Here is a 19,024-nt window from a genome sequence, read left to right on the forward strand (position 1 = left end):
GAATTTCCAATGAAGAACACAACCGTATTCCCGGACTCTTTTATGTGGGGCGGCGCAACAGCGGCGAATCAATACGAGGGTGCCTGGAACATTGATGGTAAAAAGGCAAGTACAGCAGATATGATGACGGGTGGAACGCATACTATTCCAAGACGGATCACCAAACACATTGAGGAGGGCGTAAACTATCCTTCCCATGAGGCAGTAGACTTTTACCATCATTACAAAGAAGATATCCGTCTATTTGCAGAGATGGGCTTTCGATGCTTCAGAATGTCCATTGCTTGGTCCAGAATATTCCCCAACGGGGACGATGTAACGCCAAATGAAGCAGGACTTCAATTTTATGACAAGGTGTTCAGTGAACTGAAAAAGTATAATATTGAACCCATCGTTACGATCTCACATTACGAAGCTCCGTTTGCGCTAACTGAGAAATTCAATGCCTGGGCTTCCAGAGAGATGATCGACTGCTACGTACGGTATTGTGAGACCATTTTCACCCGTTACAAGGATGTCGTGAAGTACTGGATTACATTTAATGAGATCAATAGTTTAATTGTTCCAGCAGGAGCATATATAGCAGGGGCATTATTAGTTGATGATAGTGGTGTATTTAACAATACGGTTGTGGATAGTACGCAATTAAGATTTCAGGCTTTACATCATCAATTTATAGCAAGTGCAAAAGCTGTCAAGCTTGCTCATGAGATTAATCCGGCGTTCCAAATCGGTTGTATGATTAATTATAGTCATGGTTACGGAAGTACATGTAAACCGGAAGATATGTTGAAGGCTCTGAGAATGGATCAGATTAACAATATGCTGAGCAGCGACGTGCAAGTTAGAGGGGAATACCCTGACTTTGCCAAGAGATATTTTAATGAGAACAATATTCAGATTGAGATGGCAGAAGAGGACGTAGAAGTGCTAAAACAAGGCTGTGTTGATTTCTATAGCTTCAGCTACTACAAGTCTCATGTAGTGGGTACCCGCCCAGAAGGTGATGAGACCCAGGGGAATGTCTTTGGTGGATTCAAAAATCCTTATTTGAAGGCAAATGATTGGGGATGGCAAATCGATCCAGTTGGACTTCGTTACGTACTCAATCATGTGTACGATCGGTATAGAATCCCTGTAATGATCGTTGAAAATGGTCTGGGAGCGGTTGATGTCATCGAAGAGGATGGCTCTATCCATGATACGTATAGGATTAATTTCCTGCGAGACCACATCGAACAAATGAGAGAAGCTATCCTCGATGGCGTTAATCTTATCGGCTACACGGCTTGGGGTTGCATCGATATCGTTAGTGCCTCAACTGGCGAAATGGAGAAACGCTACGGATTCATTTATGTAGATAAGGATAACGAGGGCAGTGGTACCCTGAAAAGAAGTAAAAAGGACAGTTTCCACTGGTATAAAAAGGTGATTGAATCCAACGGGGAAAGATTGAATTAGGAAATATAATTTGCAATCGAACGAAAGATGATCCAATCTTTAAATTCTATCAAATATACCAAGTACTTATCACTTTGTGAGACAAGTACTTGGTTTTTTGTGCATCAATAATAAAACTAAAAATTAATTATTTGGATGGCTAAAGTGGCTGACAATATCCAGTCTACAGTTCATTATGGTGTCCAAGGGTTTTCAAAAGCTAAATATAAATATTTACCTCTTGCATAAAGAACGTGTGTTCGGTCTATAATATATACAAACATACGTTCTTAAAAGTACAGGAGTGATTACAGTGTTGACTAAGCAACGAACCATTATGCTCATTGATATGCAGAGCTTTTATGCTTCAGTCGAAAAGGCAAAAATGCCTCAATACAAAAATAGACCTTTAGCTGTCGCGGGAGACCCCGCAAGACGCTAGGCTTGGGAGATCGAAGTGGTTATTCTCGATATCTGCACAGAAGTATGCAGAAGAGCCCGCCAAAAGGGATTGATGGGTAGTGTCGTATCCGTAAGTGTGTCTGGAGCGGATTTTGACCACCCCACTGGTTTTCACAGGCAGGTTAAACTGTCTGATCCTACAAACATAACCGTTGATGTATGCAAGATAGCCAAACGCATATTCCATCAACACTGGGATGGGCAACCTGTGCGCCGTGTAGGCGTATCCCTGTCTCAATTATCCAACGCGGGTACATATCAATTATCTTTTTTTGATGATCAAGAGCAGAAACGGGCCATTGATCAGGTGATGGACGATATTAAAGATCGATTTGGCGACATTGCCATTCTACGAGCGAGCTCCATTACGGCTGCGGGTCAAGCGATCGATCGAGCATCTAAAATCGGGGGGCATTATAAATGAGCAAAAAACTGGAGGCCAATGGATTATGGGAATCGAGCCGAATGATGCTTCCACAACATAAAGAACGAATTATACAGCATCGTACTCAAATTCATTATCAAACGAAACCGCTGATCCATGAAGATGAGTGGGAGATTATTACACAAAATATAGATATGTCGCTCAATTATACGTTGCATGCCACCTTTGAAATATTTACTGAGTCAGGCAATCGGGATATACACGGGATCGTCACTTCAGTCAGTACCTTTGGAAAGAAAATCAAAATTGAAATGGAGAATGGATTTGAATGGGTCGATTTTGATCAATTGGTCGCTGTGAAACTTGAGGAAGGAGGCGTATAAAGTGCGACAGACTTTCGAGGAACTTTCACTCGTGAAGAGGGTGGTAGAGCTCCCTTATCTTTTAGGTGCTCTGGAGGTAGATAAGCATAAAATATACGCTTCAAACTTTAAGATGAAATCTGTGTATGTTGACTACTTGGACGGTACCCAAAAGAAAATTGCTTTAGAAATGTACAAATCGAAACAAATGCTAAAGGAACATCATATTAAAATCATAGATGAAGTGAGATCTGAACTGAGTTTAACGGTAGATTATTCGGTGCGAGGTTACATTCATAAAATGACATTATTATGGAGCAAAGTGAAAGTGGATGTAACCTTAATGCTTACTGAACATATGAACGTTGATATTACTGATTTGCTCAAATGAACATAGAAAAATAAGAGTCTAACTCATCGATGTGGCAACCAATACGAGCAGATCTTTCTGCAAACCGGGAATCACAAAAAAGATAAATAGAAAGGCAGAGTAAACTATGTACTCAATTACATTGGATTTATGATGGAGTTCTTCACATTTTAAAAAATGGAGCTGAACCAGGGGTCAATCTCACTTTTCCTGTTGATGATTTACAACAAACCATGCCATTTAACATCGACAAAGTGAGTTTTTCTTTAGGTGACATTTCGGTAAAAACGAAATCCTCTCATGAAAATGGCAGATTTCATTTCAACATTAAAGTAAAGTCGATCGTCAGCATAACTGAAAAGTTTCTTGAATTTGAGCTTTTGAGAAATTCCGAGGAAATGGCAAATAAATTAAGCAAGGAAATGAAAAAAAGCATGGAGGCGCTTATTAAAAAGTGCCAAAACTATAATATCGATCCTTTCGGATATGGTTTTTATGCCAGGGCATATCAGTATCCCTTATACAAGGAAGCACAGGCCGACTGGGGGAAAGAGCTGTCCCGAGCACATTTTGATGTGGAAGTTGATCTTCGAATCGGCTCCACTGGAGCAGTAGAGTAATCGAGTTGAAACGTTTTTTTTGTTGTTAACACCTAATAGTTACATTCTGGTTCCTATCTAATAAAAAGGTGCCTACTTTTCAAGTAGCATGAGAAATTTTAAGATAAAACGCAACGAAGAAAAGATTGCCAAGATGATAGATTGAAAAGTAATTGAGGGGATGGTAGCGTCATGCCAATTGAAATCAAAGACATTGTGTCTAAGAAAATATTAAGTGAAGTAAAAGGTTATCTAGATATTGGTTTTACTCATTCACTAAATCCCTATACAGGTTGTGCATTTGCTTGCGAATACTGTTACGTCAGAGAAATGCCTATTCAAAAGTTTAAGGATATTCCTTGGGGATCGTGGGTGGATGTCAAGAAAAATGCAGCAGAAAACTATCTAAAGGAAGTCTCTCTTCTAAAACGTAAAAATAAACCCATAAGTATATTCATGTCATCAGCCACAGATCCTTATCAACCTGTAGAGCAGAAGGCAAACATTACAAGAAGCCTATTGGAAGAAATGGATAAAAACCCACCAGATTCACTTCAAATTCAAACTAGAAGCCCCCTGGTTGCCAGAGACCTTGATATACTGCTGAAATTAAAGGAAAAATGTCGAATTCTGGTTTCAATGACAATCGAGACAGATCGCGAAGATGTGAAACGAATTTTTTCGCCCTATGCTCCTGGAATAGATTTAAGAGTCAAAGCCTTGAAAAAGATAAAGGATGCAGGGATACATACACAAGTATCTATCTCCCCTGTGCTACCTTTTTCACCTAATTTCGCTAACATGTTACAAGGCATAACTGATCGAATTTGGATTGATACGCTATTGATTGGTGATGGTCAAATGGGGATGAGATCTGAGCGTTTAGGGATGCCAAAATTATTTGATGCGAACGGCTGGGACAAATGGTACGAGAAAAGCATTCATCTGAAAGTGGAAAAATATTTTAAGGCAAGGTTCCCATCTGAAATAATTCATGTATCTAAAAACAGCGCATATCCATTTTGATTTTAAATAGCCATTCATTTTATGAGGATCTTGTCCGTTTTTCTTCATGCAATAGAAATATTGCAGAAACTGGTGTTCGAAGATCAACATTCTCTTACGAATTAATGGAGGACGCATGAGTCCTCCATTGACTTAACTTGGAGATGAAAATGCATTGTTTATGAGTCCATGGGAATAATTGAGGAGCTTATTCTATTTTTGAAATGACCGTGGAATAACAAATTGAAATCATTCACTCTGATGAATATCGTTTGGAAGTTCATCATTGAGTTTCTGGTACCCAAGTCCCCATGTTTCCATAGAGAATATAATTGGCTTTAGTGAATTTCCTAAATCACTTAGGCTGTATTCGACTCTCGGAGGGACTTCTGCAAAAACAGTACGAATGACAATTCCATCCTCTTCCATTGAACGTAAATTTTCAGTGAGAACCTTTTGACTGATCTCCGGGATACTTTTACGAAGTTCTCCGAATCGTTGAGTTCCCTTCAAAAGATCCCTCATAACCAATAACTTCCACTTGTTACCTATCAAGCCAACTGTCGTTGCCACTGGACACAACGGCAAATCTTTTTTTGGAATCACTACATTATCGCCTCCAATAGTTACTATTAGGTTCCTATACAACAAAAAGGTGCCTACTTTCAAAACTACTACATTGCTTATATTATAGTTCTGTCGATGAAAAAAGCAAATGAAAATGAATGAAAGGAGGAGGGGTTTTGCAAGAAAGTTTATGGATGCAACTGAGTGACTATTTTTCAAATCATATGTTAACGTTCTTGAATTCTTGGAGACAGCATTTAGAGATCAGTTTATTGGCATTGATGGGTTCTACACTTATCGGAATGACATTAGGTACCTTATCAACTAAATACAGTCGTTCCGAAAAATGGATCATCTCGTTAGTTCAAACATTACGAATCGTTCCCAGCCTAGCGATCTTACTTCTGTTGCTTCCTATCATGGGTACTGGAATTAGGCCGGCCCTTGTCGCTCTCATTATTTTAGGAATCCCTCCTATCTTAATGAATACAGTATCCGGGTTACAGAGTGTGTCCATGTCTTTACTTGAATCTGCACAAGGTGTAGGGATGTCTGAACGACAAATTAGATGGAAAATCCAATTTCCAGTGGCTGGACCATTGATTTTGACAGGGATTAAAACCGCTGCGATTGAAATTATCGCCAGCGCTACTTTGGCTGCCAAAATTGGAGCTGGTGGATTAGGAGAGATCATTTTTACCGGTTTAGGGCTCAATCGAACGGATTTACTTTTAATTGGTGGTATTTCAGTAGCGATTCTGGCTATTGGTATAGGCTTCATTTTAGATCTGTCTGAACGTGTATTGTTTAGATATAAATTCTTGCAAAGGTAGGGTCCACACAAATGAAAAAGAACATAAAGAAAAAATTGGTTTTAACCATTTCAATCACACTTGTTTTGTCCATAATTTTGAGCGCATGTGGTAATAAAACGAATAATCATGGATCGACAATACGAATTGGTTCAAAAGACTTCACTGAGAATTTAATTGTCGGGGAGCTATATGCTTTGGCTTTGGAGAACGCGGGATACCAAGTAGAGCGTGTTCCTAATATTGCGGGTTCCATCATTCATTCATCGATTGTTAATAACGATATCGATATGTATCCAGAGTACACAGGTACGGGGTTGTTGGCCGTCTTAAAGATGGATTTGATGACAGATCCGGATGAAGTGTATACAACAGTCAAGGAAGAATACAAAAAGCAATTCAATATCACATGGCTCGATTATTCAAAAGCAAATGATGGAGCGGGTCTCGTTATTCGAACGGCAGTATCACAAAAATTAGGGATCAAGACCATTACCGACTTGCAAAAACATGCCGGTGAGATTCGATTTGCTTCCCAAGGAGAGGTTGACCAGCGCGCTGACGGTATTCCAGCTTTAGAGAAAGTGTATGGCAAGCTCAATTGGAAATCATCCAAAGTATATGATAACAGTTTGAAATATGAAGTACTTAGAAACAACGAGGCTGATGTTGCTCCCGCATATACCACTGAAGGTCAGTTGGTGAACAAAGACGAGTTCACCCTATTGGAAGATGACAAACAAGTATGGCCACCTTATAACTTGGCGCCTGTTATCCGTGATAATGTGCTCTCAACGGACCCCGGTATCGCTGAAGTGATCAATAAGGTTAGTTCGGTATTGGATACAGACACCGTAACCGCACTAAACGCAAAAGTGGACGTAGACAAAGAAGAATATGAAGATGTGGCAAAAGAATTTTATGATTCCATTAAATAAGGATGGCGTTAACATGAATCCAACAGCAATCGAATTCCATGATGTGAGTAAAACATATTCCGATTCCAATGAATATGCAGTTGATCATGTGAACTTGTCGATAAGTGAAGGGGAGTTTATTACCATCCTCGGCTCCTCTGGATCAGGAAAAACAACTTTATTGAAGATGGTGAATCGGCTTAACGATCCTTCCCATGGGATTATTAAAATATTTGGCGAGGATATCGCTGGAGTTGATTCTGTAAAACTTAGAAGAAAAATTGGCTATGTTATTCAGCAAGTAGGCTTGTTCCCCCACATCAATATTGAACAAAATATATCTACTGTTCCTCGTCTTTTGAAATGGGACAAAAAGAAAATCGAAGAACGGGTACAAGAATTGTTAGCTTTGGTTGGGTTAGATTCAGAGAACTTCAAACGACGTTATCCTTCACAATTGTCCGGAGGACAGCAACAGAGAATTGGTCTTGCGCGAGCATTAGCGACCGATCCCAATATTATGCTGCTGGATGAACCCTTTGGGGCCTTGGATGCCATTACGCGCTTAAATCTCCAGGATGAACTCTTGAAGATTCATGGGGGAATGAAAAAAACCTTTTTGTTCGTGACTCATGATATTAATGAAGCATTCAAGATGGGAACCAGGGTTATGATTATGAATCAGGGGAAGGTGTGCCAGTTCGATACCCCGAGAGAAATTGTAACTCATCCTGCAGATGATTTTGTGCACTCACTCATTCAGTCTTCGAAGGAGCAAGAACGCTTCTGGGGGAACTTAAAATGATCGACTATGCCATTAAACATCCGGATAAGTTGGTACAAGCATTATTGGAGCATGTGGAGATCCTCATTCTGACCATGCTGCTCTCTGTGATCATTGCAATCGTTTTAACCATCTTAGCTCTGGCCTCTGATAAGGTATCTAGATCACTGATTTACATGTTTTCAATCTTGTATTCTATTCCGAGCTTGGCTATGTTTGCAATAATGATCCCTGTGACCGGATTGGGGAAAACGACAGCCATTACCGTGCTCATTGCCTATAACCAATATATCCTTCTACGTCAGTTCATTGCAGCTTTGAATCATGTTGAACCATCTGTTATTGAAGCTGCTACAGGGGTCGGTATGAGCCGATTTCAGATCTTACTTCAGGTCCAGGTACCCTTGGCAATCAAGCCTCTGTTTACAGGCCTTCGACTTGCTTCGGTAACAACCATTGGCATGGCAACCATCGCTGCCTTCATTAATGCAGGAGGGCTAGGTACGATATTAAATGATGGATTACGGACCATGAATATCGATAAAATTTTGTGGGGGGGCTTATTGTCAACAGTACTTGCCATTGTGACGAACGCAATATTCATGCTGTTTGAGAAACAAATACATTTGAGATCGGGGAGATAAATAATGAAGGCAGTTATATTGGAAAGGGTCTGTACCCCACAAGAACTACAGATAACAGAAGTACCTATTCCTACAGTCAAACCTGGGTGGGTACTTGTAAAAATCAGGGCGTTTGGAATAAATCGCTCCGAAATGTTTACTAGACAGGGGCATTCACCATCCGTTCAATTCCCGCGTATTATTGGGATCGAATGCGTAGGGGAGATTAAAGACCCTTCAGATAGCACATTTATAAAGGGAACTACCGTCGCTTCATTAATGGGAGGGTTAGGCCGTGCATTTGACGGAAGTTATGCTGAATATGCACTTATACCTTCGGACCAAGTGTATCCTATTCCTAGCGATATGAAATGGATTGAACTTGCAGCGATACCGGAAATGTATTATACCGCGTATGCATCCTTATTTGAATGTCTTCAATTGACTTCAGGAGAGATGCTGCTTATTCGTGGTGGGACAAGTTCCGTAGGCTTAGCAGCACTTCAGCTAGCTAAGAGTGTAGGAGCAACAGTTATATCAACGACTCGAGACAAAGAGAAATTTGCACTTCTCCAACAAGCTGGAGCAGACTATGCACTGCTCGATAATGAGCATTTGAGAGAACAGGTGTATGCTATTGCTCCAAATGGGGTAAACAAGGTTCTAGAGTTGGTTGGTACAACGACTGTAAAGGAGTCCTTGCAATTCATCTCAGAACGAGGGATATGTTGCATGTCAGGAATATTAGGAAATGAATGGACTCTTGATGCCTTTGAACCTTTAGTGGATATACCCACAGGTGTGTATTTTACAGCGTTCACCAGTGAAGTTATCAAAGAAAGTACACTGATCTCTTTATTTGAGCATATCCAAAAACATGGTATAGTCCCACCTATTGCCCGAGTCTTTACACTCGAGGAGATTGGAAAGGCACATCTTTTAATGGAAAGTAACACCGCAAACGGTAAGATCGTTATATCCAATGACATTGTAGAGACGAATGATAACTTCTCTGCAACCTAGAGATAAAATAATAGTTACAAAAAGGTTCCTATATAACAAAAAGGTGCCTACTTACCAATTATCTAAAGTAGAGATAAAATTTAAGTGAAGGCATATGCTCACGAAAATAGAAAGGGGTTTAAATATGACGATTACAGAAAACAAACAATTGATGCATCGTTTCACGAACTTCATTAATACGGCAAGCAAGGAACTTGCTGAAGAATTGATTTCTCCAGATGCTGTTTTTTATGTACCTATGCAAAAAGAACCAATGAATGGTCCAAGTGGTTATCTCTCCATAATTCATATGATGAGATCTGGTTTTTCCGATATACAATGGACTGTTAAGGAGCTGGTAGCAGAAGAGGATCTAATAGCAGCTCATTTTGTCATGAAGGGCACACAAGACGGAGAGTTTCTCGGGTTTCCACCAACGAGCAAAAAAATCGAAGTAAATGCAATGAATTTTTATCGGATCTCTAATGGCCAAATTATTGAAGAATATGGTCAACCGGATATGCTCGGCTTGCTTCAACAAATAGGGGCAATTCCAAAAGCATAATTACATCTCCTCGATCTGGGCATCGTTCCAAAAAATTAAGAGTTGGATAAATAGATTAAAGTCGAAGAGGGACTGCATTTTGCAATCCCTCTTCTTAGTGATTTACAACTAGGAATATATAATCTACCGTCCCTACAAGAATATCAACCCCGGCACGGTGAAGATTCATCACATTCTAAGCTACAACATGGAGTTTGGATATGAGACATACAAAAATTCAAACGTATAAAATCAGTTGATTTACATGCCAAATGGTGCATTTGCATTCAGCTGAAGATTTAAAGATGCGAGTATATTTTCAAGTCAGGTATAATTATAGAATGAATATTATTATTGATGTGTAGACTTGAATAAGTTACATAACTTGGTCCAAGAGTGCTCTGAATATGTAAGGGAAATAATAGGGTGAAGTTAGTTGACGCTTAATAAAGTCAATACTGCATCGTTTGAAAATCTTTCTATTTAAGGCGGTATATTAATGAACAAGCTAGAAATCAAAGTATCTAACTATAATCCCAAGTATGCTGAACATACAGTGAAAATGTGGAGAGATAGTAAGGAACGGGCAATTGGTCAGGCTGAAACCCATAGCTTCGGAAACCATCTATATTTTTTAAATCATATACTATCTAAACAGTATCAAATTGATTTAGCGTTAATTGATGAAAAAGTAGTTGGAATGATTGCCTATAGTGAAACTGAGATAAGCCAACTTTATATTCATATTGATTATCAAGGGAATGGAATAGGGCGAACCTTGCTTAATAAAGCAAAAGCGATATGAATTGAAGTTGTAAAAATCGAACATAAAGTCACATTCAAAAAAGTGAACAGTCTGCAGGTTAGCTGGATGCTTGACCACCCAACCATTTTCACAGGAACTGTAATCCCATGTATTTATCTTGACAGTAATTGAGTCTGACTCGTAATACGGGTTGGATGTCAGAAGAAGTGAAAAAAGCTTTGCTACCGGATACTATGCTTTGTGAAGAAGATTATGCAAAGGTGGCGAAAGAAGCTTTACGTCAATACCCAATCAATTGGGTAAAACTTGTCGTCTCCGCCTGTTAACGTCTTCGGAACGCTCCACCGCGTGCCAGAGCATAGAAAATCAAGAGAGCAATGATCGACCCGACGATCGCGGGTATGATATGAAATCCACCCACCACTGGCCCCCTCGGTCCCAACAGTTCATACCCTAACCATGATCCAACAAAGCCAGCAATGATATTGCCAAGTACGCCTCCCGGCACGTCCCGTCCAATCAGATTTCCACTTAACCAGCCAATTAGCCCACCGACAATAAGTATCCAGATTAAATACACGAATTGGTCTCCCTTCCATTGATTTATTACAAGTTATGTTTCGTTAGGGGGAATGTTGCGGATCATCTGCGAATCGACCACTAAACCATTTCCATTTTAATCCAAGGGTAGTAAAATCGGTTGTACCATCACTAGTATGAATGCTGGTGCAGATGGGGATGGCCAGTATAGAAAGGAGGCGCTCAGGTGTTTATGTTTCGAAGTCCTTTTATTACAGCCTTGTTGATGATGTTTCTGATGTCAGGCTTGACTGCTTGTTCTGAGTCAGAGCAATCGGAAAATAGGGGTTTTTCGACAAAGGCTGACTTCACGGAGCAGATACAGAGCCTTAATCTGAATCTGGAAGAACCGTCATGGAAGCTGGATACCACCCCCGTGAATCTAACGTGGTTCGTTGGAGCCGAATGGTACGGGCACACTTGGGGTGAGAGCCTGACTTCCAAATATGTCACCCAAAAAACAGGGGTCAATATCGAATTTGAAGTATCAACTGGTGAACCAAGCGAGATGTTATCACGGATGTTGACGACCGGTAGTCTGCCAGATTTGATAACCATCGGCTCCTGGGAGAGTGCGGTTAACAAACTACGGGAGAGTAATCTCATCTATGCCCTGGATGAGCTAGCCAACCAGTATGATCCTTACTTTTACAAGGTAGCAGGTGATGGTGCTCTACAATGGTATCGGCAGGAAGACGGCCATACCTATGTCATTCCCAATGATGCGTACAGTCCCGAACAGATGCGTTCAACCGGCTTGACGGGAGCGAACCAAACCTTTCTCGTACGTAAAGATCTGTATGAGTCGATGGGCAAACCGGACCTTACCACACCGAAAGGTTTTCTAAATGCATTACACTTGCTGAAGAATCAATATTCTGTTTATAAAGGCCAGCTGATCAGTCCGTTTTGGGCACAGGGGAATGCATCCTATGGGTTGACCGAATATTTGCAAAATCTGCTTGCGATCCCCCATGAACAGAACGGTAAAGTATACGACCGAATGACAGATCCCGATTATATGGAGTGGCTGAAAACATTTCGTACCGCTTACGAGCAGGGCCTGATTAATGTTGATTTTCTGGTCGACTCCAGTGCGCAGGTGCAGGAAAAAACCAACCATGCCCAATATTTTATGATGATTCGGGAATGGACAGACATATCGGACCTCAATTCGAAATTGGAAGTCCTTACTAATCAGAGTTCATACTATATTGCTGTAGATGGACCCCGGAGCAGCAGGGGGGAATCCGCCAAACTGTTTCCCGGCAGCATGGATGGCTGGATGGTTACGATGATTAGCAGATCCACGGAAAACCCTGAACGGGCCATCCGATTTTTGACCTATCTGGCCAGCGAAGAAGGCCAAAGGGATTTATTTTTGGGCAAAGAAGGTGAAAGCTGGGCGATGAAAAACGGCAAACCGCAGTTGACTGCGGCGATGGTTCAGTTGTATGACACGGATAGGGAGCGGCTGGAAAAGGAATATGGCATTATGGATACCTACTGGATGCTGCGAAACCCTGCTTTCGTTAACAAGTGGAGACCAGAGAATGCACCATCCATTAAGCAAATGGAGGAGTTCGCCAACCAACAGGCCGATCTGGACAGCGGCATCTATAAGGGACTAGATCCTATAGGGGATTCCGATATAGCGTTAGCCTGGTCACGTATTTCTCAGAATTGGGAAGAAGTGCTGCCAGAACTGATTACAGCGAAGGATGAAGTTGCCTTTGACAAAATTTTCGAAAATTTTCTGATACGCCGTGTGAACTATGGCTTTAACCAAGTAATGGAATACCGCCAGGCTGTACTGGAACTGCGGAAAACCAAGATAGCCAGATAACCATTCCCTACTACATTGTTAACGATCAGCTAACTAGTAATATATGGTATAACAAAGGTGGTGAATATCAGAATGAAATACCTGCTAACGAGATTGAGGAAGCTTTATCGCAATGCCCGTATATCCCAAAAGCTGTTTCTGGCATTTAGCCTGATGATTGCCATACCTGTTATTTTGATCTCCTTTGTGTATATCCGCATGCAAGAAACCCAGCTATATAAGGATGCTATGGCAACGGGCAACAGCCACGTTTCATGGCTGAATGAACAATTGCGCAGAAGAATGGATATGATTGAGAACGCTTCCAATACAGCCCTTACTCAAAAGTCATTTGTGGATTTTATTCATTCCAATATGCTTGTGGATGGACTGCGTCTGGTGAAGTTTAAGCAAAACCAGTTTGAGCAAATGCTTAATATCATTCAAAGCAATGCGATGATCAGTGAACTTAGCTTTTACGTCGATAATCCAAACTTGTACGAAATCTGGCCTGAAATCTATCATTATAAGAAATTTTGGCCGCAGGATTATTGGGTAAAGCTTCGGGACGAAGGTGGTGCGGCTTACCGTTTATTTTCTTTTAGGGACGGTGAACACACTTTATCCTACTATCGCCTGGTTCGCCTTCAAGGGCAGGAACACAAACGCCCTAGTATTATGGAAGTGCGAGTCCCGCACAGCATGTTTTTCAGCGATTTGCTCCAGGAGAGCAAGGGGGACTTCTTTTCGGTGTTGATAAACGCAAGCGATCCTCCCCAGTATGTTTACAATCCCCAGCATGAGTTTTCTGAAAAGTACGGGCAGGGGATGGAGGAGATCCTTGGCAGTATTCACCACCAGCTGGATATAATGCCGCAGGAAAGCCCGCTTCAGGTTAAGGTGGGGGATCAGAGCTTCTACGCATTGTATCGATACATCGCTCCGTTGAACACTTATGTGGTCGAGATTGCTTCCCATCAGGCATTGATGAAGGGGCCGCGTAGTTGGTATGCATTTGTGGTAACGATTACATTATGTGTATTGCTGCTGATTATGTTACTCGTATCCCAAACGACGCGGCGTATTTTCCGGCGGTTGGACAGCGTACTGGTATCCATGCGTCAGGTAGGGAAAGGCGAGCTGGATGCAATGATTGATACAGGCCTTGATGAGAACGAAAGAGGGGATGAAATCGATGAGGTGGCGGTGAATTACAATAAAATGTTACATGAGGTCAAACGTCTAATGACACAGGTCGTGGATAAGCAGTTAATTGCCAAAAACGCACAGTTGCACTCCCTGCATTCGCAGATTAATTCTCATTTTTTATATAACGCCCTGGAATCGATCCGTATGGAGGCAGAGGTACAGAGGCAGCCTGCTATAGCCAATTCATTGGTGTCGTTGGGCTCCCAGTTACGTTACAGCATGCAGTGGCGTAGCGATACCGTTGCTTTTCGTGAGGAGCTTGCCAATATCCAAAGTTATATTGAATTTATCAACTTTATGGAAGGCGGCAGTATCGTTATGACGGCGGATCTTCCTCAGGAGATCCTTCGCTACGCCATTCCCAAGATGTGTATGCAGCCTATCGTTGAAAATGCAGTTCATCACGGGGCACCTTCAGGCGGCAGGGTAACTGTAGAGATTACCTTTTCTGTGGAGAATGACAGTCTGCTTTTCATTAATATAAGAGATGACGGAAAGGGGTTAGAGCCTGAGATGTTACACCGTCTTCAGGCAGTACTGCGGAGCGAATCGGATACGTCGATGGTTACTAGCAGGAGCGGACTTGGTTTGGAAAACGTGAATAAGCGATTGCAGCTTCATTATGGCAAGAATTGCGGTCTTTGGATTGATAGTGTGCAAGGTGCATATACCTGCGTAACGATACGCTTGCCTTGGGAAAATGTAAATCTTGGAGGGTGGTAGAGCATGATTAATATCCTGATTGTGGACGATCAAAAACACATTCGTGACGGCCTGCAAGCCATGCTGCATCAATTTCCTCTGGAGCTGAACAACATATACTGTGCCGCGAGTGGGATTGAGGCGCTGTCCCTATTGCGGCAGCATTGCATTCACATCGTTATTACCGATATTATGATGCCCTATATGGATGGGTTGACGCTCATGGCTCAAACCAAAGAGGAATACATGGATGTGGAATACCTCATTATCAGCGGTTATAGTGATTTTACATATGCCCAACAAGCTATCGGGCTTGGTGCAAAGGGTTACTTGCTCAAACCTTTGAAGCGAGAGGATCTGCAACATTCCCTGGAGCATGTATGGCAAGAGATCCAGACACGGCAGGCACTTACGCATAATATGCAGCGTGTATCCCGCCTCGCCCAAGAGACCGATCGTAAAGAATTAAGAATGTTTATGCAAGGTGCGTTAAGTGATGACGCATGGATCCTTCAGATTGAGGAACAAAATGATGCGTTATGGCGTAATTATCGCCTAGCCCTGCTGCGGGAAGAAGTTTACATGAACCAGCCCGGAGCCAGCAGCGCTCATAGTATGGAAGCCATTGCTTGTCGTGTGTTTGGCAGACAAGGTTGTATTTGCCTGCAACATCGCCCATACCTGATCCTTGCGGTGGATGCGTCCATAGATCCAAGTGTTTTGCCAGCAGCGCTCAAGGAAGCAAAGATCGATGCCATAACGGCCATGACTAACCCGATGCAGGGGTTAAAAGAACTACCCGACAGCTATAACCAAGTGCTTGAGCTCTATCGCCACAGTTACCTGTTTCCTGATCAGTACAGTATCTCCCCAGCACATATTGAGCATATGGAACAGCAGTGGCAACTGCCCTATGAAGACTTATATGAACTGTTCCAGTCGATTGGAACAGATAACAGCGGAACAATTACTCAGGGTATTTCTGCAATATTTCACAAAAAGGTGCTGCAACGTTATCCTATTCGCTATACCCAACAGCTCTGCGCCGCCACCGTTCAGATGATGGAGGAATACCAACGAGTTATCCACCCTTATATGGGGGAAGAAGTGCTGGATCTTGAATCCTTGCGTAACCTCTTTGATTATCAAGGGATGCGTGAGTATATACAAGCACTGCAACAGCAGCTGCTTCGGCTGAATCAGTTATATTATGACTATAAGTGTAGCTATCGCCATTCGCAGGATCTAAATGAAGCTATTCGTTTTATACATGAGAGTTACCACAAACCGCTGGACCTCGCGATGGTATCCAATCATGTATCGCTTAATTATGCTTATTTTTCAAATCTGTTTAAGAAGAATATTGGTAAAGGTTTTGCTGAATACCTACGAGATGTGCGTCTGGATAAAGCGCGGCGGCTTCTCGCCGAAACCGATCATAAAATTGTGGAGGTGGCTGCTATGGTTGGCTATGAAAGCTACAAAAGCTTTACACGCGCGTTCCGACTTGTGATGCAGATCCAACCCACAGAGTACCGACAGATGATGCGGCAGAAGGCAGATTGAATCAAAAGCCAAAAAAATGGGATACCACAAAAACAATTGTACCTTTTCAGCGAATTAATCTATTCGATAGAATAAAGATACCCCTTCATGTAAGCGATTTCCTTAATGCGCATGGATTGGGAGAAGCTACTATTTTATTAAAGGAGGACAATCATGAAACCATCTCACTTTACGGCGAAACGGTTTATGAAAAAGGTACTCGGTATGTTCCTTGTGGTTGTGATGCTGACTAGTATTGGCATACTGCCAGCTTCAAAGGTTCAGGCAGCGGGAACTACCGTAACCTCAATGGAGTACTTCTCATCAGCAGACGGGCCTGTTATTTCAAAATCTGGGGTTGGCAAGGCCAGCTACGGATTTGTTATGCCTAAGTTCAATGGAGGCTCCGCGACATGGAATGATGTTCACAGTGATGTAGGCGTTAATGTAAAAGTGGGCAACAACTGGGTTGATATCGACCAGGCAGGCGGTTATATCTATAACCAAAACTGGGGGCACTGGAGCGATGGCGGCTTCAATGGCTATTGGTTCACACTCTCCGCAACAACCGAGATTCAACTGTACTCCAAAGCGAATGGTGTTAAGCTGGAGTATCAACTTGTATTCCAAAACATCAACAAAACAACCATTACAGCGATGAATGCAACACAAGGTCCACAAATCACAGCAAGTTTCACAGGCGGTGCGGGCTTTACATATCCAACGTTCAACAATAATCCTGCGGTCACTTATGAAGCTGTTGCGGATGATTTGAAGGTGTATGTCAAACCTGTAAACAGTAGCACCTGGATTGATATTGACAATAACGCAGCCAGCGGCTGGATCTACGATCACAATTTTGGCCAATTCACGGATGGCGGCGGTGGGTACTGGTTTAACGTAACGGAGTCGATCAATGTCAAATTAGAATCAAAGACTTCTTCGGCTAATCTTGTTTATACCATTACGTTTAATGAACCTACAAGAAATTCATATGTCATTACGCCATACGAAGGAACAACCTTCACAGCAGATGCGAATGGTTCCATTGGGGTTCCGCTTCCCAAAATTGATGGGGGCGCACCAATCGCCAAGGAACTGGACAATTTTATATACCAAATTAACATGAATGGGCAATGGGTTGATTTGAGTAACTCCAGCCAGAGCAAATTTGCATACTCCGGTAATGGGTATAACAATATGTCCGATGCCAACCAGTGGGGTTATTGGGCCGATCATATCTATGGTCTTTGGTTCCAGCCAATCCAAGAAAATATGCAGATCCGTATTGGATATCCACTGAACGGAGAGGCGGGTGGAAATATTGGCAACAACTTCGTCAACTATACTTTCATCGGCAATCCAAATGCTCCGCGTCCGGATGTATCCGATCAAGAGGATATCTCAATCGGAACGCCAACCGACCCGGCAATTGCGGGCATGAACCTCATTTGGCAGGATGAATTCAACGGAACTACGTTAGATACAAGTAAATGGAACTATGAAACAGGATATTATCTCAATAACGATCCCGGTACTTGGGGATGGGGAAATGCAGAACTGCAGCACTACACAAACAGCACTCAAAATGTATATGTACAGGACGGGAAGCTGAATATCAAAGCCATGAACGACAGCAAATCTTTCCCGCAGGATCCGAATCGGTATGCGCAGTATTCTTCAGGAAAGATTAACACCAAGGATAAACTATCCTTGAAATACGGCAGAGTAGACTTTCGTGCCAAGCTTCCTACAGGTGATGGTGTATGGCCAGCACTGTGGATGCTTCCACAAGATTCGGTATACGGGACTTGGGCTGCATCAGGAGAAATTGATGTTATGGAAGCGAGGGGCCGTCTGCCTGGATCAGTAAGCGGCACCATACACTTTGGTGGACAATGGCCCGGGAATCAGTATTCGGGCGGCGATTATCACTTCCCGGCGGGGCAAACTTTTGCCAATGATTATCATGTGTACTCAGTAGTCTGGGAAGAGGACAATATTAAATGGTATGTGGACGGCAAGTTTTTCTATAAAGTCACTAACGAGCAGTGGTATTCCGCAGCTGCGCCGAATAATCCGAATGCACCTTTCGATGAGCCGTTCTACCTCATTATGAACTTGGCAGTCGGCGGAAACTTTGACGGAGGCCGTACCCCGAACGCCTCCGATATCCCGGCGACTATGCAAGTGGATTATGTACGCGTTTATAAAGAACAGTAATTTGCGATTTCGGATAGAGCAAATAAAGATCAGATGGAGCAGATGCTGGGCAAACCGGAGAACCTGAAATCTCATACTCTAAAATTGGCTTACGACCGATTCCCAATATATCTACCTGGGAATCGGTCGTTTAAATTTAGACTTGATAATTTAGTTCATCAGCATCAGATAGGTAATGAGATAACTAATATTCAGAAGTGTTTAAGGACAGTGGATATTGATGAAGTAGGAGATACGTTGCATCTGAGATTTTTTGAAATGATAGGTCGATGGGAGTTTAAAGCAAATGAAAATAACTATAAA

General features: G+C 42.1%; 19 protein-coding genes and 2 pseudogenes. 19 read left to right on the forward strand and 2 right to left on the reverse strand.

The window, feature by feature from the left end; translation table 11 throughout:
• The first annotated feature begins 9 nt into the window (after nucleotides 1-9).
• The 7 genes and pseudogenes from AC6CIF_RS12700 to AC6CIF_RS12730 all read left to right on the forward strand — a co-directional run bounded on the left by AC6CIF_RS12700 (nucleotide 10) and on the right by AC6CIF_RS12730 (nucleotide 4,644).
• The gene (locus AC6CIF_RS12700) at nucleotides 10-1,461 is read left to right on the forward strand and encodes a glycoside hydrolase family 1 protein (protein WP_498199902.1); all 1,452 of its coding nucleotides are present in this window, start codon (nucleotides 10-12) and stop codon (nucleotides 1,459-1,461) included.
• Between the two features lie 328 nt (nucleotides 1,462-1,789).
• Entirely contained in the window at nucleotides 1,790-1,882 is a 93-nt protein-coding gene (locus AC6CIF_RS12705; protein WP_498199923.1) for a Y-family DNA polymerase, read from the forward strand.
• Nucleotides 1,883-1,888: 6 nt separating this feature from the next.
• A pseudogene (locus AC6CIF_RS12710) lies at nucleotides 1,889-2,326 on the forward strand (DinB/UmuC family translesion DNA polymerase); the annotation flags it as partial.
• The gene (locus tag AC6CIF_RS12715; protein ID WP_498199903.1) at nucleotides 2,323-2,670 is read left to right on the forward strand and encodes a YolD-like family protein; all 348 of its coding nucleotides are present in this window, start codon (nucleotides 2,323-2,325) and stop codon (nucleotides 2,668-2,670) included. The pseudogene AC6CIF_RS12710 and the gene AC6CIF_RS12715, both read left to right, overlap by 4 nt.
• A 1-nt stretch (nucleotide 2,671) precedes the next feature.
• The gene (locus AC6CIF_RS12720) at nucleotides 2,672-3,040 is read left to right on the forward strand and encodes a YhjD family protein (protein WP_498199904.1); all 369 of its coding nucleotides are present in this window, start codon (nucleotides 2,672-2,674) and stop codon (nucleotides 3,038-3,040) included.
• A gap of 212 nt (nucleotides 3,041-3,252) precedes the next feature.
• Nucleotides 3,253-3,639, forward strand: a complete 387-nt coding sequence (locus AC6CIF_RS12725) for a Ger(x)C family spore germination C-terminal domain-containing protein (RefSeq protein ID WP_498199905.1) — start codon at nucleotides 3,253-3,255, stop codon at nucleotides 3,637-3,639.
• Between the two features lie 171 nt (nucleotides 3,640-3,810).
• Nucleotides 3,811-4,644: an SPL family radical SAM protein gene (locus AC6CIF_RS12730; protein ID WP_498199906.1), complete on the forward strand. Its 834-nt coding sequence runs from the start codon at nucleotides 3,811-3,813 to the stop codon at nucleotides 4,642-4,644.
• A 228-nt stretch (nucleotides 4,645-4,872) separates the two neighbouring features.
• Here the strand turns inward: AC6CIF_RS12730 and AC6CIF_RS12735 are convergent, their stop codons facing one another.
• Nucleotides 4,873-5,229, reverse strand: a complete 357-nt coding sequence (locus tag AC6CIF_RS12735) for a winged helix-turn-helix transcriptional regulator (RefSeq protein WP_036673628.1) — start codon at nucleotides 5,227-5,229, stop codon at nucleotides 4,873-4,875.
• Between the two features lie 137 nt (nucleotides 5,230-5,366).
• On the opposite strand from AC6CIF_RS12735, the gene AC6CIF_RS12740 reads away from it, so the two are divergent.
• The 7 genes and pseudogenes from AC6CIF_RS12740 to AC6CIF_RS12770 form a co-directional block, all read left to right on the forward strand.
• Nucleotides 5,367-6,023: an ABC transporter permease gene (locus AC6CIF_RS12740; protein WP_498199907.1), complete on the forward strand. Its 657-nt coding sequence runs from the start codon at nucleotides 5,367-5,369 to the stop codon at nucleotides 6,021-6,023.
• Between the two features lie 11 nt (nucleotides 6,024-6,034).
• On the forward strand, nucleotides 6,035-6,940 hold the full coding sequence (locus AC6CIF_RS12745) for a glycine betaine ABC transporter substrate-binding protein (protein ID WP_498199908.1): 906 nt from the start codon (nucleotides 6,035-6,037) through the stop codon (nucleotides 6,938-6,940).
• A 13-nt stretch (nucleotides 6,941-6,953) separates the two neighbouring features.
• Entirely contained in the window at nucleotides 6,954-7,724 is a 771-nt protein-coding gene (locus tag AC6CIF_RS12750; protein ID WP_498199909.1) for an ABC transporter ATP-binding protein, read from the forward strand.
• Nucleotides 7,721-8,347: an ABC transporter permease gene (locus tag AC6CIF_RS12755; protein WP_498199910.1), complete on the forward strand. Its 627-nt coding sequence runs from the start codon at nucleotides 7,721-7,723 to the stop codon at nucleotides 8,345-8,347. Before AC6CIF_RS12750 ends, AC6CIF_RS12755 begins: the two co-directional genes overlap by 4 nt.
• 3 nt (nucleotides 8,348-8,350) lie before the next feature.
• A complete protein-coding gene (locus tag AC6CIF_RS12760; protein WP_498199911.1) occupies nucleotides 8,351-9,349 on the forward strand; it encodes a zinc-binding alcohol dehydrogenase family protein in 999 nt (332 codons plus the stop codon).
• 124 nt (nucleotides 9,350-9,473) lie between these two features.
• Complete coding sequence (locus AC6CIF_RS12765) at nucleotides 9,474-9,893, forward strand: ester cyclase (protein ID WP_338587014.1); 420 nt, start codon at nucleotides 9,474-9,476, stop codon at nucleotides 9,891-9,893.
• Nucleotides 9,894-10,371: 478 nt separating this feature from the next.
• A pseudogene (locus AC6CIF_RS12770) lies at nucleotides 10,372-10,671 on the forward strand (GNAT family N-acetyltransferase); the annotation flags it as partial.
• A 289-nt stretch (nucleotides 10,672-10,960) separates the two neighbouring features.
• Here AC6CIF_RS12770 and AC6CIF_RS12775 read toward each other — a convergent pair.
• On the reverse strand, nucleotides 10,961-11,218 hold the full coding sequence (locus tag AC6CIF_RS12775; protein WP_074095306.1) for a GlsB/YeaQ/YmgE family stress response membrane protein: 258 nt from the start codon (nucleotides 11,216-11,218) through the stop codon (nucleotides 10,961-10,963).
• A 192-nt stretch (nucleotides 11,219-11,410) separates the two neighbouring features.
• On the opposite strand from AC6CIF_RS12775, the gene AC6CIF_RS12780 reads away from it, so the two are divergent.
• From AC6CIF_RS12780 to AC6CIF_RS12800, 5 genes are all read left to right on the forward strand, one after another.
• On the forward strand, nucleotides 11,411-13,063 hold the full coding sequence (locus AC6CIF_RS12780; RefSeq protein WP_498199924.1) for an extracellular solute-binding protein: 1,653 nt from the start codon (nucleotides 11,411-11,413) through the stop codon (nucleotides 13,061-13,063).
• A gap of 72 nt (nucleotides 13,064-13,135) precedes the next feature.
• On the forward strand, nucleotides 13,136-14,974 hold the full coding sequence (locus AC6CIF_RS12785; RefSeq protein ID WP_498199912.1) for a sensor histidine kinase: 1,839 nt from the start codon (nucleotides 13,136-13,138) through the stop codon (nucleotides 14,972-14,974).
• Between the two features lie 3 nt (nucleotides 14,975-14,977).
• Nucleotides 14,978-16,519 carry a response regulator gene (locus AC6CIF_RS12790; protein WP_498199913.1) on the forward strand — a complete coding sequence of 514 codons (1,542 nt, stop codon included), beginning with the start codon at nucleotides 14,978-14,980 and terminating at the stop codon, nucleotides 16,517-16,519.
• 153 nt (nucleotides 16,520-16,672) lie between these two features.
• Complete coding sequence (locus AC6CIF_RS12795) at nucleotides 16,673-18,721, forward strand: glycoside hydrolase family 16 protein (RefSeq protein ID WP_498199914.1); 2,049 nt, start codon at nucleotides 16,673-16,675, stop codon at nucleotides 18,719-18,721.
• A gap of 42 nt (nucleotides 18,722-18,763) precedes the next feature.
• A partial coding sequence (locus AC6CIF_RS12800; protein ID WP_498199915.1) for an alanine--tRNA ligase-related protein occupies nucleotides 18,764-19,024 on the forward strand: 261 nt, incomplete at its 3' end.

It is taken from the genome of Paenibacillus sp. GQ49 (assembly GCF_059759055.1).

Coding starts and splice junctions, on each gene's coding strand:
- AC6CIF_RS12750 (WP_498199909.1), top strand. CDS start 6,954: ATGAATCCAACAGCAATCGAATTCCATGATGTGAGTAAAACATATTCC.
- AC6CIF_RS12730 (WP_498199906.1), top strand. CDS start 3,811: ATGCCAATTGAAATCAAAGACATTGTGTCTAAGAAAATATTAAGTGAA.
- AC6CIF_RS12760 (WP_498199911.1), top strand. CDS start 8,351: ATGAAGGCAGTTATATTGGAAAGGGTCTGTACCCCACAAGAACTACAG.
- AC6CIF_RS12785 (WP_498199912.1), top strand. CDS start 13,136: ATGAAATACCTGCTAACGAGATTGAGGAAGCTTTATCGCAATGCCCGT.
- AC6CIF_RS12755 (WP_498199910.1), top strand. CDS start 7,721: ATGATCGACTATGCCATTAAACATCCGGATAAGTTGGTACAAGCATTA.
- AC6CIF_RS12725 (WP_498199905.1), top strand. CDS start 3,253: ATGCCATTTAACATCGACAAAGTGAGTTTTTCTTTAGGTGACATTTCG.
- AC6CIF_RS12795 (WP_498199914.1), top strand. CDS start 16,673: ATGAAACCATCTCACTTTACGGCGAAACGGTTTATGAAAAAGGTACTC.
- AC6CIF_RS12745 (WP_498199908.1), top strand. CDS start 6,035: ATGAAAAAGAACATAAAGAAAAAATTGGTTTTAACCATTTCAATCACA.
- AC6CIF_RS12705 (WP_498199923.1), top strand. CDS start 1,790: ATGCAGAGCTTTTATGCTTCAGTCGAAAAGGCAAAAATGCCTCAATAC.
- AC6CIF_RS12765 (WP_338587014.1), top strand. CDS start 9,474: ATGACGATTACAGAAAACAAACAATTGATGCATCGTTTCACGAACTTC.
- AC6CIF_RS12700 (WP_498199902.1), top strand. CDS start 10: ATGAAGAACACAACCGTATTCCCGGACTCTTTTATGTGGGGCGGCGCA.
- AC6CIF_RS12715 (WP_498199903.1), top strand. CDS start 2,323: ATGAGCAAAAAACTGGAGGCCAATGGATTATGGGAATCGAGCCGAATG.
- AC6CIF_RS12780 (WP_498199924.1), top strand. CDS start 11,411: ATGTTTCGAAGTCCTTTTATTACAGCCTTGTTGATGATGTTTCTGATG.
- AC6CIF_RS12790 (WP_498199913.1), top strand. CDS start 14,978: ATGATTAATATCCTGATTGTGGACGATCAAAAACACATTCGTGACGGC.